The sequence below is a fragment of the bacterium genome (assembly GCA_022763185.1).
Taxonomy (GTDB): domain Bacteria; phylum Bdellovibrionota_G; class JALEGL01; order JALEGL01; family JALEGL01; genus JALEGL01.
On sequence record JALEGL010000014.1, the window covers coordinates 76075 to 89403 of the forward strand.

Annotated in this window: 15 protein-coding genes; 8 read left to right on the forward strand and 7 right to left on the reverse strand. The window is 36.2% G+C overall.

All coding sequences use genetic code 11. The features are described 5' to 3' along the window. Positions 1–28: 28 nt before the first annotated feature. Positions 29–1225: an ATP-grasp domain-containing protein gene (locus tag MRY82_08105; GenBank protein ID MCI5072885.1), complete on the reverse strand. Its 1197-nt coding sequence runs from the start codon at positions 1223–1225 to the stop codon at positions 29–31. 325 nt (positions 1226–1550) lie between these two features. Between MRY82_08105 and MRY82_08110 the strand changes: the two genes are divergently transcribed. The 5 genes from MRY82_08110 (at position 1551) to MRY82_08130 (ending at position 5609) form a co-directional block, all read left to right on the forward strand. Continuing rightward, the gene (locus MRY82_08110; protein MCI5072886.1) at positions 1551–1820 is read left to right on the forward strand and encodes a zinc ribbon domain-containing protein; all 270 of its coding nucleotides are present in this window, start codon (positions 1551–1553) and stop codon (positions 1818–1820) included. Between the two features lie 25 nt (positions 1821–1845). Further along, a complete protein-coding gene (gene groES / locus MRY82_08115) occupies positions 1846–2133 on the forward strand; it encodes a co-chaperone GroES (GenBank protein ID MCI5072887.1) in 288 nt (95 codons plus the stop codon). Positions 2134–2160: 27 nt separating this feature from the next. After that, entirely contained in the window at positions 2161–3816 is a 1656-nt protein-coding gene (gene groL, locus MRY82_08120; protein ID MCI5072888.1) for a chaperonin GroEL, read from the forward strand. A 156-nt stretch (positions 3817–3972) separates the two neighbouring features. Then, positions 3973–4731, forward strand: a complete 759-nt coding sequence (locus MRY82_08125; GenBank protein MCI5072889.1) for a glycosyltransferase — start codon at positions 3973–3975, stop codon at positions 4729–4731. A 14-nt stretch (positions 4732–4745) separates the two neighbouring features. Further along, a complete protein-coding gene (locus MRY82_08130; GenBank protein MCI5072890.1) occupies positions 4746–5609 on the forward strand; it encodes a prepilin-type N-terminal cleavage/methylation domain-containing protein in 864 nt (287 codons plus the stop codon). Here the strand turns inward: MRY82_08130 and MRY82_08135 are convergent. Then, entirely contained in the window at positions 5606–7771 is a 2166-nt protein-coding gene (locus MRY82_08135; GenBank protein MCI5072891.1) for a hypothetical protein, read from the reverse strand. The genes MRY82_08130 and MRY82_08135 overlap by 4 nt on opposite strands. A gap of 172 nt (positions 7772–7943) precedes the next feature. On the opposite strand from MRY82_08135, the gene MRY82_08140 reads away from it, so the two are divergent. Next, positions 7944–8510: a hypothetical protein gene (locus MRY82_08140; GenBank protein MCI5072892.1), complete on the forward strand. Its 567-nt coding sequence runs from the start codon at positions 7944–7946 to the stop codon at positions 8508–8510. Between the two features lie 8 nt (positions 8511–8518). Here MRY82_08140 and MRY82_08145 read toward each other — a convergent pair whose 3' ends face one another. The 5 genes from MRY82_08145 to MRY82_08165 are packed head-to-tail and all read right to left on the reverse strand — an operon-like array spanning position 8519 to position 12290. Next, the gene (locus MRY82_08145; protein MCI5072893.1) at positions 8519–9883 is read right to left on the reverse strand and encodes a TIGR01777 family oxidoreductase; all 1365 of its coding nucleotides are present in this window, start codon (positions 9881–9883) and stop codon (positions 8519–8521) included. Continuing rightward, positions 9880–10467: a glutathione peroxidase gene (locus tag MRY82_08150; protein MCI5072894.1), complete on the reverse strand. Its 588-nt coding sequence runs from the start codon at positions 10465–10467 to the stop codon at positions 9880–9882. The genes MRY82_08145 and MRY82_08150 overlap by 4 nt, the downstream gene beginning before the upstream one ends. Then, positions 10460–10720, reverse strand: a complete 261-nt coding sequence (locus MRY82_08155; GenBank protein MCI5072895.1) for a hypothetical protein — start codon at positions 10718–10720, stop codon at positions 10460–10462. The genes MRY82_08150 and MRY82_08155 overlap by 8 nt, the downstream gene beginning before the upstream one ends. Then, the gene (locus MRY82_08160; GenBank protein ID MCI5072896.1) at positions 10717–11907 is read right to left on the reverse strand and encodes an ArsA family ATPase; all 1191 of its coding nucleotides are present in this window, start codon (positions 11905–11907) and stop codon (positions 10717–10719) included. The genes MRY82_08155 and MRY82_08160 overlap by 4 nt, the downstream gene beginning before the upstream one ends. Continuing rightward, the gene (locus MRY82_08165; protein MCI5072897.1) at positions 11907–12290 is read right to left on the reverse strand and encodes a DUF393 domain-containing protein; all 384 of its coding nucleotides are present in this window, start codon (positions 12288–12290) and stop codon (positions 11907–11909) included. Before MRY82_08165 ends, MRY82_08160 begins: the two co-directional genes overlap by 1 nt. A 92-nt stretch (positions 12291–12382) precedes the next feature. Here MRY82_08165 and MRY82_08170 point away from each other — a divergent pair, with 92 nt between their 5' ends. Both MRY82_08170 and MRY82_08175 read left to right on the forward strand, forming a co-directional pair. Then, on the forward strand, positions 12383–12955 hold the full coding sequence (locus tag MRY82_08170) for a hypothetical protein (GenBank protein MCI5072898.1): 573 nt from the start codon (positions 12383–12385) through the stop codon (positions 12953–12955). 4 nt (positions 12956–12959) lie between these two features. Next, positions 12960–13325 (forward strand): DUF2256 domain-containing protein, encoded by a 366-nt coding sequence (locus MRY82_08175; GenBank protein ID MCI5072899.1) that lies wholly within the window; start codon positions 12960–12962, stop codon positions 13323–13325. Positions 13326–13329 lie beyond the last annotated feature (4 nt).

Sequence of the window (13329 nt, forward strand, 5' to 3'; positions counted from 1 at the left end):
ACATCACGGTGTCATATTTTGGACAGTATTAATCTTGATATTCAAAAGTTATTTTTGAGATCAGTTCTTTACATTTATTCATGGCTGACTGAGCAGTATTTCCGGTGCAAATTACATAACCAACCCTATCATGAGATGATCTTACAATTGGTGTTGTATCTCCTGGTTTAAGATTAATATTGATTTCTACAACATTGGGTTCAAATTTATATTTTGTTAATCCTGAAATTGATTTTAATATTTTATTAGGTGGTATATTGAAATAACGTATTGCAGCTCCCCGCAAACTCTTAATTGACTCTGAGGGTATCTCCATAAGTTTTAAAGGCCATTTTATGGCGTAGTCATATAAATCATGTCCTGTCGATAGCCTTACAAGATTTGCAATATTATCTCCGCCATTTCGATTATGGGTTTCAATTATGTATATAGTTTTATCTTTAATTATAATTTCGGTATGAGCTAAACCATCTTTGAGTTCCATAATATCTAAAAATTTTGAAATATACTCTTGCAAATATTTATTGCTTACTGAGAGTTTAGTTGGCAATTGATGACCTATTTCAATAAACTCCCCATCATATTCATTTTTTGCGAGGGCTTTTTTTGTAACTGAAAATATCCTATGATTACCATTAAAACTAAATGTTTCTATTGAGTATTCATTGCCGTCAATATACTGTTCAACAATTAAATCTGATTCAAATATTTTTTTATTCAGTTGATGTATATCTTCCAAACAGTCTATTTTGTAGATATCTTTACTACCAGAACCTTCAGTTGGTTTTAAAATAAAAGGATAATTCTTTCCATGAATAAATCTAATTAAATCATTGAAAGAGTGTATTATACAATAATCTACATTATTAAAGCCATGTTCAGTAAGTTTTTTGCGCATTAAATGTTTATTTTTAATGCACTCAACAGACTTTATCGATGTACTGACAATATCAAGTTTTTCGTTTAATACTGCGGTGGGATAAAGACCTTTTTCAGTAATAGATAAAACATGCTCTATTTTTTGGTTTTCGTTTATTTTTTTAAGCTTTTTTAAAGTATTTGGCGAAGAATAATCTGAAACATATATTGTTTTAGGGTCAATGATCTTTAATTTTGGGTATTTTGTTTTATTATTTAAGATCAATATATAGTCAATATCAAGTAATTTTGCTCTGTCACACAACACTTCATTTGCTCCGAGGAGTACTATTAATTTTTTTCTCATAAATCTTCCTTTTGCAGCTGTTTATCCGCTATAAAATGCAAAATTAATACCAAGCAATAAAAAGTGAATTAAAGGAAATATTAATTTAGGCTAGATCGCACCGTATATTAATGCATGAACATAACCTGCTTGCAGCAACGGTTATGTTTGCCTTAATAATGAATTTTTAAAACCTTGGATTGTGTTAAATATAAAAAAACACAAAAAAAAGTAACGATTGCCCCTTGACTTATGGTCGCGGATGGTTAACTTAGCCGCAGTATTTGCAGTGCGTAAGTGCTGAGGTATGGTTTTTTTGTTAACTATTTAATTATTAAGGTTTTTTATGCCGCTTTACGATTATCAATGTTTAGACTGTGACAAGCATTTTGAAGTATTTTGTAAAGTTACTGATACAGCCAATATAAAGTGTGAGGCCTGTGGGTCTTTACAGGTTAAAAAAGCAGTATCAGCGCCTTCTTTTCAACTAAAAGGAGGGGGATGGTATAAAGATGGCTATGCCAGTGTGCCAAAGACTGATTCAAACAGTCCAAAGCCAACATCTGAAGCCAAAAGCCAAAATAATAAAAGTAGTGAAGCAAAAAATAGTAGTTAACCCTGTCAATAATAAGGATGGATGTATGAATATTAGACCTTTACACGACCGTGTTCTTGTCAAAAGACTTGACCAAGAAGAAAAAACCCAAGGGGGTATCATTATTCCTGATTCAGCAAAAGAAAAGCCTATGCAAGGTGAAGTCGTTTCTGTTGGATTGGGCAAAGTGCTAGAAGATGGTAAAACCCGAGAAATGCAAGTTAAAACTGGGGATAAAGTTTTATTTGCAAAATATGCAGGTACAGAAGTAAAAATTGGTGGCGAGAATCATTTGATTTTCAGCGAAGATGAAATCTTGGGTATCATTGAATAATAAATTTAAATTAAGTGAGGAAATAAAATGTCAGCAAAAATTATAAGTTTTGGTGAAGAGGCTAGAAAGTCTGTTCAAAACGGTGTTAACACTTTAGCCAATGCAGTAAAAGTTACTTTAGGGCCACGTGGCCGCAACGTGGTGGTTGAAAAAACCTTTGGTAGCCCAACCATTACCAAAGATGGTGTGACTGTTGCAAAAGAAATTGAAATCTCAGACAAGTTTGAAAACATGGGCGCACAAATGGTAAAAGAAGTGGCTTCAAAAACTTCTGACAGCGCCGGTGATGGAACAACAACAGCAACTGTTTTAGCCCAAGCTATTTTTCAACAAGGGTCTAAAATGGTATCAGCCGGTTCAAATCCAATGGATCTAAAGCGTGGTATCGATAAAGCAGTTGAAGCCATTGTAGGTGAATTAAAATCCATTTCTAAAACTATTTCAGAAAACAGCGAAATTGCGCAAGTGGGTACAGTTTCTGCCAACGGTGACAAAGTGATTGGTGACATCATTGCTGATGCTATGGACAAAGTGGGTAAAGAAGGCGTGATTACTGTAGAAGAAGCCAAGTCTATGGAAACAAGCTTAGATGTGGTTGAAGGTATGCAGTTTGATCGTGGTTATCTTTCTCCATATTTTGTAACCGACTCAGAAAGAATGGAATGTGTCTTAGAAGATCCATATATTCTAATTCATGAGAAAAAAATCTCTTCAATGAAAGATTTGGTTCCAGTTTTAGAGAAAATTGCTCAGTCTGGTAAACCCATTGTTATTATTGCAGAGGATATTGAAGGTGAAGCTTTAGCAACCTTGGTTGTGAATAAGCTCCGTGGTTCATTGAAATGTGCCGCAATCAAAGCACCAGGCTTTGGTGACAGAAGAAAAGCTATGTTGGAAGACATTGCTGTTTTAACTGGTGGTAAATGCATTACTGATGATTTAGGCATTAAGCTTGAAACTATCAGTGTAGAAGATCTTGGCCAAGCCAAACGCGTTGTGATTGACAAAGAAAACTCAACAATCGTTGATGGTATTGGAACCCGTGATGAAATTGATGCACGCGTTAAGCAAATCAAAAACCAAATTGAAGCTTCTTCATCTGATTATGATAGAGAAAAACTTCAAGAACGTTTGGCTAAATTGATTGGCGGCGTGGCAGTGATCAATGTGGGTGCTGCAACTGAAACTGAGATGAAAGAGAAAAAAGCAAGAGTTGAAGATGCAATGTATGCTACCAAAGCTGCTGTAGAAGAAGGTATAGTGCCTGGCGGTGGAACTGCATATATCAGATGCTTAAAAGCTCTTGATAAAATTGACGTGACAGGTGACGAGAAATTTGGTGTGGACATCATCCGTAAAGCGGTTGAAGCCCCATTGAGACAAATTGCTCATAACGCAGGTACTGAAGCGTCTATCGTTCTTGCAAATGTAGCAGAGGCTAAAGAAGCCAGCTATGGCTACAATGCAGGTACTGAAGAGTATGGTGATATGATCAAAATGGGTATCATTGATCCTACCAAAGTATCTCGTTTGGCCTTACAAAACGCAGCATCAGTAGCTTCACTGTTATTAACAACAGAAGCATTGATTGCTGAAAAACCAGAAGAAAATAAGCCAGCTGCTCCAGCTGCCCCTGATATGGGTGGCATGGGCGGAATGGGCGGCATGGGTGGAATGTACTAACATTTCATTTATGTTAAGCCTCTGATGCTTAGCTTAAAAAAGGCCGTGCTTATAAAACAGCACGGCTTTTTTTTTGCTTTGTCAGTATGCCTATAAATTAAAGCGCTGTGTATAAAAAAATATGCGTTTTTTTTAAACTTGGTATGCTTGTATCTTATGTCTTTTACGATTAATAACTGTTCTCTTGTTTTTCCTCTATATAATGAGCAAAGTAGAGTTAAACAGCTTGTTGAAAAATTAATATTAGAGATTGATGCTGCATCAAAAAATTTTGAAGTTATTTTTGTTCTGGATGGCTGTAAAGATAAAACTCTAGAGTATCTAAAAAATGCGCTTAAAGATAACGCAACCTTTGTATACAGCGTTGCAGCATTAAAAAAAAATTTGGGAAAAGGTGGAGCTATTCGCCATGGTTTTGCTTTAGCTCAATATGAAAATCTAGCGTTTTTAGATGCTGATTTATCAATTGGTATCAAAGATCTTTCTGAAGCGTTAATGCAGTTTCAACAAAATCCATCTGCAAGTTTGTTGATGGCACAAAGACAAAATGTTTTAAAAAATAAAGGGCATCAAAACCCCCAACGACGTTGGGCCAGTTTTGGGTTTCGCTGGCTGGTCTGTAAAATGTTTTTTAAAAAAATAATTGATACCCAAGCCCCTTTAAAAATTATAAAACAAAGTGCCTACAAAAAAATAGAATGTCTTTTATCTGAAAATGGATATTTATTTGATATTGATTTATATTTAGCAGCGAATATAGAGGGTTATACTACCGTTGAGTACCCAATAGCCATCTGGTTGAATAAAGATGATTCAAAAATAAGGCTGTTAAGAGATTCACTAAAAATGTTTAAAAGTTTAGTGGCTTTAAAGTACAAATACATGAAGATAAACAGTGCTAGTAGAGTTGAGTAATGGAGGAAACAGGAATGTATAGGAAAAATGGGTTTACAATTTTAGAGTTGGTTGTGGGTGTGGCTATTGTGAGTTTATTGGCAGCAGTTTCCATTTCTTCTTATCAAAAGTACGTTAAGCGAGCTAAAGAGGCTGAAGGCTACATCATGCTGCGTAAAATAGTAGACTCTGAATTGGCTTTTGCAGCAAGTCCTTTATACACAAATCAATCAGGACAAACCTGCCGTTTTTATACAGGCTTTATTCAAGTTAAATCATACCATGAAGATAATAACAATAACAATTGGTACTCCGCATTACCTCCAAAAGGTAAAAAATCAGACACCATAAGTTTTTATGGTCGAGATATGAGCGCGAATACCGTTATGCCCAATCAGTTAGGGCACTGTGCTGCTGCGCCGATGGTTACTGGTTACGGCTTATATGATGCGCCGCAACTTTTAAACTTAGGCGATTCATACCAAAGATTTGCATCCAACAGCTCTCTCCTGAAAAGTGATTACTTGGAACCAGGCTATTTTTTATATACTGCAACCAAGAGTAACTCTGTTGCTGCAGAAACAGGTTATCAACACGCATACATGGTGCAAGCGATTGCAGATTTGGATGGTGTCAGCCCAGATAGCGGAATTGGAGCGATGGAGTGGTTGGCGGATATTAATTTATCAAAAACCTATTACACCATCCTTGCCCGGGGTATTTATATTGATGCTAATGGTGAGCCAAAGGCACAACCTGGAATATATAAGCAAAGAGAGCAAGCTTATTCTGCTGCAAGCTATGAATCTTCTACATACTATGGTGGTGGATCTTCAAGCAATAACTGTGATTATCTAGAAGAAGTTTACGGTATTGATTACTGTAATAAGTACTATTAACGACAAAAGATAGGCTTTTTAAAAAAAGGTGTTTCAATGATTTGCAGGCTGCGATCATGCTCTATTTTAAACTGAGCATCATCAAAAATGAAATATTGTTTAAGTTTAGGAATCCAGGTTTTTCCTAAGTTTTTATGCTCATTAATTTTTTTAAGACCACCTTGTGACTCATTTTCAATAAATATTTTTATGTTAATTTTATGCTGCTTCAAAAGAGCTCTTATTTTTTGTTCATAAACTTCAGGTAAAATGAGTATACCCTTATTTTGATGGATGTGTTTTATAGCGCAAGCAACAGCTTCATCATCAAACTTTGGATGCATGTAATACAATTTATATTCTGATATTTTATTTGAAAACAAAATATTCTCATAAAATGTGACAAACTCCATGTCAGACAAAGAATTTCTTACTTTTGCACCAAGTTCAGCATAGAGTAATATTGGAGTTCTTAAGTTGTTATGGACTAAAGGAACGGCATAAACTGTCCACCAGTAACTTTTTGAGACGATTTGTAAGGGATGTGATGTGTTTTTCAAAGTTGCACACAAGCCTTTTTTAGCTTTTGTCGGGCAAGCAATAAAACCTATATTAAACTCGTTAAGAATTTCAACATAACCATCCAAACCAACAGACTGAAGTAGAAGGTCATTGTGGTATTTAGGGATATAAAATAAGCCGCCTGGTTTTTCCAATATCAATTGACTTCGGACAGGTTCTATCAGTTGCTGAATAACTGAGTTTTCATGGTAGCCGTTAAAATCAATTTTAATGGCACTGCGCACAGCTTGAATTTTAAGGTCAGAAGCTACTGTCCGAGCCACCCAATTATCATTAAACGTAGGTACCATAAAGACCTTGTCTTTATATATTGAATGCTGTTGCTGAAATTGACGGATGTCATGAACAAGAGCTTTGTTTTCAGTATGATAATGGCGGTTGACAAAGATTGTATTGTAATTGCTTAAAAATATGAGGCTGTTAAATCCAAGGAAAATTATACCTAATGTCAAAGGACTTACACATTTTAACTTTGATGTTTTTAAGTTGTCTTTATATTCAGCAGCTAAAACTAGAAATGTTGCAATAACCACATAAGGCCAGTATCGAGAAAATTGTATGGGTAGGTTGGTCAAAAAATTAAAGACTTCAAAGTCTCTGAGAAAATCATGGCTTAAAGTCCAAAAAATACATTGTGAAATAAATAGAAAAGCAATGGTCCAAAAAATTGTATACTTAAAGCGGCGTAAATAGAGCAAAGAAAGAATGATTAAGCAGTATGTGTAGAGTAAACTGGCTTCAATGTAGTGATATAAAGCCATGGTTTTCATTTTAGACGGTGAAAAGGTCGTGATTTTTGTAAATGGGATGAGCCAAGGGCTAATGCTTAAAAGGGCCAATATAAAAGGGATGTAGCGTTTAAACTGTTTAAGTCTGTCTGTATAGATGATGTATGCAAGGACAGATAGACTTAAGGGGAAGGCAAGAATATTTGACCAATAACATAAGCTTAAAAATAATGTTGAGGCTGCAAGATTTATCCAGTTGATATTTGAACGAATTATCAGCCTGGTAAACGTAGAAAAAAGACATGTAAATAAAAGTTGAGCATACAGGCCAACAATAATAACAGAAAAATAACTGACGCCTTTTTCAGGCATGGAGTAATCACTGAACAGAACAGCGCTTAGTGTGAGCCAAAAAAACCAAGATATATGAATATTTTCACTGTAAGGTCCTATGCAGTACTTAAACCATTGTTGGATTTCATATAAGAGGTATAAAAAACAAACAAAAATGATCATCATGCAAGCTATTGCCCAGGGCAAGCCAAAGATTATGGATAATATTGAGCATAAAATATGGAATAGGGGAGGATATTTATCGGGGAAACGGGCATTGTAGCCAATTTCTGGAACTTTATTGCTTAACAGGTTTTTTATGCCACCTTCTTTAAGTTTTTGCGTGTATATTTCACCAAACATTTGATGGGTTGGGCCATCAACACTATTGACTAAGGCATCTGGATAATAATTAACAATGGAAAAGAGGTTGGGCCCGGTGAATATAAGGATTTGTACTAAAATTAATAACAGTAAAGCTGCTCTAGACTGAACAAGGCGTGTAACAAAGTTAGATGAAAAGTGTTGTGTGAGTTTCATGATGTTAATTTCCAAAAAATCATATTATTGAAGCCATACAATTAAAATGATTTTATATGTAAAAAAAATTATAGACACAAGGTTGATGCACTTTTTAGTAAATTTAATGTATTTTTAATAAGATAAAAACGTAATTTGAAAGCTGAGCATAAATTTGTTATTCAGAGGGGTCATGACTTATAAGCAGCTCATTGAGAAATTAAGAAATGTATGTGTGTGTAACAATACCGTTGTGGATAGTACGCAGATCAAACAGTACTTTTTAGGTTTAGATAAGTCCGATGAAGATTTACAAAAAATACTCAATGAATACAGCTATGCTCAACTGCCAGTGAACGCAGTGATTCATAGAGAACAGGGGTTTGAAATTAAACTTCTGCAAACGGGAGTTGATTTTGACAGTGAAATTCATGACCATCCTTATCGAGATGTTCATGGTTATGTGGTTGAGGGAAGTATCAATATGACTGTTTTTGACTTAAAAAAGCAAGTCAACCCTGAATGCAAGCAAATAGAAAAGGTGTCTGAACAAAATTACAATGAAGGCGATTACTTTTTAATTGGTAGAGACAAAAACAACTATCATCGTGTTAAAAGTGATCAGCCAGCAGTTGTCCTTGAGCTGGTAACTCCTGCAATCACGGCCAAGTTAGATGAAGATACTTTAAAATATCAAGTTGATAAGGTGTTGGAAGGTGACCTTATTCAGGTTGTGAAACTTGATGATAATGTGGCGTAACATAGAGCTTAATCGAATAACTGCTGGGTTGTTTTTTTTCTGTATTCAAAGATTTTCATAATATCTTTAAGAATCCAGTTGCCCAGTGCAAGCAAGCCCAGCCGACCAAAAGGGATTTGATAAATGACATCGTCCAACATCAGTGTTCCCTTCGAATGGGGTTCAAATGCATGCGTATGTTCCCATTGTTTGTAAGGACCTTTTTGCTGAACATCTGTAAACGAGACATTTTTTTCCCAGGCTTTAATTAATGTCCGCCATCGTGTGGGTACACCGTGAATTTTAAGCTTGTAGTTTATTATAGTGCCTTTTGTAATGTTTGGCGTTGATTGATTGAGGACTTTAAACTCAAGCAGGGGTGGGGTGATTTTTTCTAAATTTTTTGCTTCACAAAAAAATGGAAAAATTGCGTCAACCGGTTTATCAAACCATTGTGAGGCACTGAAGATTTGTTGATACCGTTGACTATGCCATGCATAAAGGTCTTTAAATGCACTGTCTAAATCAGGGTATTGAAATTCAAAGTCATGATCTAGCAATTTTTGCGAGATGACTTTCTGGCTGCCTAGAGCCAGGATAGACATTTCACCCAATAGCAGTTTAAGTGCAAGTGAAGGAACAGGCAAAAAAGGTTTTTGCTGCAGTGTTTTTGCCAATTTTTGCGTAAAATCACGATTGGTCACAGCTTGGGGAGCCACAATATTAATGGCGCCTTGAATTTTTGATTCATTTAGGCAAAAAAGCGTTGCTTTGACCAGGTCGTCGATGTGAACCCAACTCATCCATTGTTTGCCATGCCCAATTTTACCTGCTAGACCCGTTGAAAATAAAGGCCCCATTTTTTTTAAAAAGCCGTCACGAGGGTCAAAGACTAAGCCAAATCTTAAAAGCACTCTTCGGCAATGCTTTTCAAGCGGTAAAGAGCTTTTTTCCCATTGTTCACACACATCAGAAAGAAAGCCTGTGCCTTTGGGTGAGTTTTCATCAAAAGCTGTATCCATGCAGTAAGGGTAATAGCCAATAGCAGCGGCAGACAGAAAAGTTTTTGGGTAATCGCCTATACGATCAAAGTAATCAACCAAGGCCTCTGTTGTCTTTACCCTTGAATCAATAATGATTTGCTTTTGTTTTTTAGTCCAGCGCCCTCCAGCTATGGATGCACCTGCAAGGTGGATAACCGCATCAATATTCAAGTTATGCTTTAGTTTTTTTAAATCATCCCAGCTGTAATACGCGCAAGGCAAAGTAAATTGCTCTCTGAAAGTTTTTTCTTCTGATCGACCGACAACGATAAGATCATGGTTATTTTTTAACAAAGCCAAGCTCAACTTACCGCCGACAAAACCTGTGGCACCTGTAATTAAAATAGTCATGGCGTATCTTTTAATGCTTTTTCAATAGCAGTTAGAATTTTAGCATCCATTGGATCGGTTGATGAACGAAAGCGAGCGACAACCTCTTGTTTGCGATTCACTAAAAATTTTTCAAAATTCCACTGAACATCGATTGATTTTCCATCCTTTGGCGCCATTTGAGTAAGTTGATGAAATAAATCACTTTGCTCATCACCCAGAGCATCTCTTTTAGAAAGTATGGGAAAAGTAACGGTGTAACCTTTTTCAGCAAGAAATTGCTTTATTTCTTCGGCTGTACCGGGCTCTTGGTTGCCAAAGTTATTGCAAGGTATAGCAATAACTGTAAAGCCCTGAGTTTCATAACGTTCATGCAGCTGTTGAAGTTCTTTGTACTGACTGGTGTATCCGCAGTAGGAAGCGGTGTTAACAAATAAAATAACTTTACCAGCAAAATCATTAAGATTTATTTTTTGGCCGTTAAGCAGGGTTGTGGTTTGATTAAGAAGCATGGCATGTCCTTTCTTTGCTGCATAAGCTGTGTTTAAATGTGCTGTGAAAAAAACAGACACGCACAAAAAACTTTTAAACACTGATTTAATCATCTTCATCCTCAGTAACAGTAATGTTTTCATGGTGGCTATTGTTTTGTGATTGAGATGAAGTTTTGTCTATTTTGGAACGCTGTTTTTTTAAAAAGCTTCCAAGCGCTTCTAGACCATCAATTGAAAAATCAAGAGAGTCTTTGGCCCATGTCTTATCTTTACTGTTGCAAGCAAAGTATTCTTTGAGTAGGCCATAAACTTCGCTGAGGTTTTGTTTAATATCAGACTCGATATCTTTTTTGTTGCGTTTCATGCGGATGCTCCTTTGGTAAAGGTGATGTTTAAATGTTCTTTTTTTATTTTTGCGCTTAAAATTTTTTCATTCAAGATTGCGCGAGGCAGGAGTAGTTGTCTTTTAAAATTACCTACCCGGAGAGTAAGGTAGTCTTGGTGACGGTTTAAATCAATGGATTTTTGTCCAAGATTCGGGGTTTTTAAGGTTAAGGTATACTGGGTTTCATCTTCAGTGATTTTAAAAGGAGCTTCTGAGCTAAGCGTTGAGCTTGCGTCTTGATTAGGGTAAAGTTCAGTGCCAATGGTTTTTAGATTTTCAAGCCCAATCATTTCTTGAGAGTACCACGGAACCTTTCTTAGAGGGACTTGGCCGAAGTGTTCATTCAAACTTGAAATATGTTTTTGTTGCACCTCATACCAAGTATTGTGGAGAGCATTGTCTTTGTTGATGACTTTATTGATGATAATGAGGTCGCACATCACACCATACAAAGAAAAGTAGGTAAAGGCGCGCTGTGTTTCACGAACAATCATTTTTTCAGGTGAGGTTACCAGCCGGACAGAAGTGACTTTTGGATCAAGTAGAATTTTTTCTACGCCGTTGAGTCCATCAAAGAGCTTCTCAATGGCAGCAAAATATGTTTCTTCCGGCATGGGAAGTTTGGTGAGGGTTTTAGCTATAGGGCGAATGGCTTTTAAAGCAGTACGCTCCACTTTAAAAATTTTCTCCATGTACCACTCTAAGGTGGTAGGAAGGCTGACAAAACGTAATGATTCTCCGGTAGGGGGGCAATCAAGAACAAGCACATCGTACGTGTTCTCTCGAACAAATTGATTTATGTACAGTAAGGCCACAACATCTTCCATTCCCGGAAACACGGCCAGTTCTTGTGCTACAACATTGCTTAGCCCTGAGGTTTTAAGCACAGCTGAAAAAAAAGAGTAGATGTCTTTCCAGTATGTTTTTAATTCCTCTTGCACATCTATTTCTTGGAAACTTAGATTTGGAGAGAGTTCTTGAATGCGACCATTTTTTTTGTCAAACAAGTCACTGGGCAAGTCTAAAGCATCAGCCAAGGAGTGAGCGCTGTCCAGTGATATAAGGTGTGTTTTTTTACCTTCTTTAGCGCAGGCAGCAGCTGTAGCTGCCGCAACCGTTGTTTTGCCTACGCCGCCTTTGCCTGAAATTAATATTACGCGAGGCATTATGACGGATCCTTGTCTTGTTTTGGATTTATCTCACAAACGTTTTTTTTAGGGAGGTAAACCCTAAGTTTAGCAAAGCAAGCGTAAGCAATTTTTGCCAAACCATAAATGATCGGGAGTTTAATAATTTTTGAGAAATACGGATAAGGTTTGGGTAAGTGGTTCCAAATTAAAATAAACGAGTCAACGCCTTTGTAAACTGTTCCATGTTCATCAATGGTGTGCAATGACGCGTCGACCTCTTGTGCTGTAAGCTGATATTTCTCGGCGTCAAAGCCTGGTTCAGCGATATTGATCCATTCGATACGGCTGTTGTGCTTTTTATAAAGATTAACTTCTCCATCGCATACATAGCATGCGCCGTCATAAAATGCTTTGACCATGTCTTCTTTTTAGTTTAATATTGATTAAAAATCAAATTATATTTTATATATTTGATTTTATTGATTATTGTTAATATAGGAAATGTAGTTTTATGATTGCTAAACAAGAAAATATTAAAGCTAAGGCCTTGTTTCATCCTGTCGTCAATGAATTTGCTCAGGCAGTGGGGGATTTCATCGCTTATTGGGGCTTCTCTGAAACAGATGGAAAAATCTGGTCATATATCTATATCCAAGAAGAGCCCGTAGAAACCCCAGATATTATTGAGTTCGTTAAAAAAAGTAAGGCAAGTGTGAGTATATCCATTACTAAGCTTTTGAACTATGGTTTGATTGAAAAAAAGAGCCTGGGTCGAGCTGGAACTGTGCGTTATGTGGCTGCTCAGGACGTATCTAAGGTTATTTTTTCAGTTTTAAGGCAGCGCGAGTTGAAGTTGTTGAGTCATGCCAAAGAATCGATGGAGTTATTGCAAGCAACCAAAGCAAACTGCAAAACCATGCCAAACCTTTCTCAGCAAAAGCTTGATGAACTTCAAGACATGATTGAGCTCAGTCACAAAATTCTTAAATTGATTTTATCCATGGATAAACAAACTATCCACGGGCTCAATACAATGCTGCGTGGCTACATTAACTTAAAACAATCAAAGTTGGTTAAATCTTAAATTTATGATTTTGGATAAGACAGAAAAAATATGTTTGTCGTGTTATCGTTATTTTAGCTACAGAAAAAAATGGGCAGGTGTTTGGAGTGACGTCAAATACTGCAGTGAAAAATGTAAAAAATATAAACTGAAATACAAAGACCATGAATACTGTGTTCAATTAAAGCTTTATATTAGAGCGGAACATCCTAAAAAAATTTTTACGAATCATCTGAGTGGTTTTATGGGTGAACGGAATAAAAATTTATTGAATACTATGATTAGAAAACTTTACATTGACAATACAATCAGTGTCTTTGATCAAAAAGGAAAAAAAGTGTCTCCCTTGTTGGAAAAGGGACCTTATTACATTGCCTTGAGTTCGATATAGTTTT

What these genes read in the sequence shown, in the direction of transcription:
- MRY82_08130 (MCI5072890.1), top strand. Translation starts at nt 4,746, where the DNA reads ATGTATAGGAAAAATGGGTTTACAATTTTAGAGTTGGTTGTGGGTGTG.
- MRY82_08155 (MCI5072895.1), bottom strand. Translation starts at nt 10,720, where the DNA reads ATGAAACGCAACAAAAAAGATATCGAGTCTGATATTAAACAAAACCTC.
- MRY82_08140 (MCI5072892.1), top strand. Translation starts at nt 7,944, where the DNA reads ATGACTTATAAGCAGCTCATTGAGAAATTAAGAAATGTATGTGTGTGT.
- MRY82_08175 (MCI5072899.1), top strand. Translation starts at nt 12,960, where the DNA reads ATGATTTTGGATAAGACAGAAAAAATATGTTTGTCGTGTTATCGTTAT.
- groL (MCI5072888.1), top strand. Translation starts at nt 2,161, where the DNA reads ATGTCAGCAAAAATTATAAGTTTTGGTGAAGAGGCTAGAAAGTCTGTT.
- MRY82_08145 (MCI5072893.1), bottom strand. Translation starts at nt 9,883, where the DNA reads ATGACTATTTTAATTACAGGTGCCACAGGTTTTGTCGGCGGTAAGTTG.
- MRY82_08150 (MCI5072894.1), bottom strand. Translation starts at nt 10,467, where the DNA reads ATGATTAAATCAGTGTTTAAAAGTTTTTTGTGCGTGTCTGTTTTTTTC.
- MRY82_08170 (MCI5072898.1), top strand. Translation starts at nt 12,383, where the DNA reads ATGATTGCTAAACAAGAAAATATTAAAGCTAAGGCCTTGTTTCATCCT.
- groES (MCI5072887.1), top strand. Translation starts at nt 1,846, where the DNA reads ATGAATATTAGACCTTTACACGACCGTGTTCTTGTCAAAAGACTTGAC.
- MRY82_08135 (MCI5072891.1), bottom strand. Translation starts at nt 7,771, where the DNA reads ATGAAACTCACACAACACTTTTCATCTAACTTTGTTACACGCCTTGTT.
- MRY82_08125 (MCI5072889.1), top strand. Translation starts at nt 3,973, where the DNA reads ATGTCTTTTACGATTAATAACTGTTCTCTTGTTTTTCCTCTATATAAT.
- MRY82_08165 (MCI5072897.1), bottom strand. Translation starts at nt 12,290, where the DNA reads ATGGTCAAAGCATTTTATGACGGCGCATGCTATGTATGCGATGGAGAA.
- MRY82_08105 (MCI5072885.1), bottom strand. Translation starts at nt 1,225, where the DNA reads ATGAGAAAAAAATTAATAGTACTCCTCGGAGCAAATGAAGTGTTGTGT.
- MRY82_08160 (MCI5072896.1), bottom strand. Translation starts at nt 11,907, where the DNA reads ATGCCTCGCGTAATATTAATTTCAGGCAAAGGCGGCGTAGGCAAAACA.
- MRY82_08110 (MCI5072886.1), top strand. Translation starts at nt 1,551, where the DNA reads ATGCCGCTTTACGATTATCAATGTTTAGACTGTGACAAGCATTTTGAA.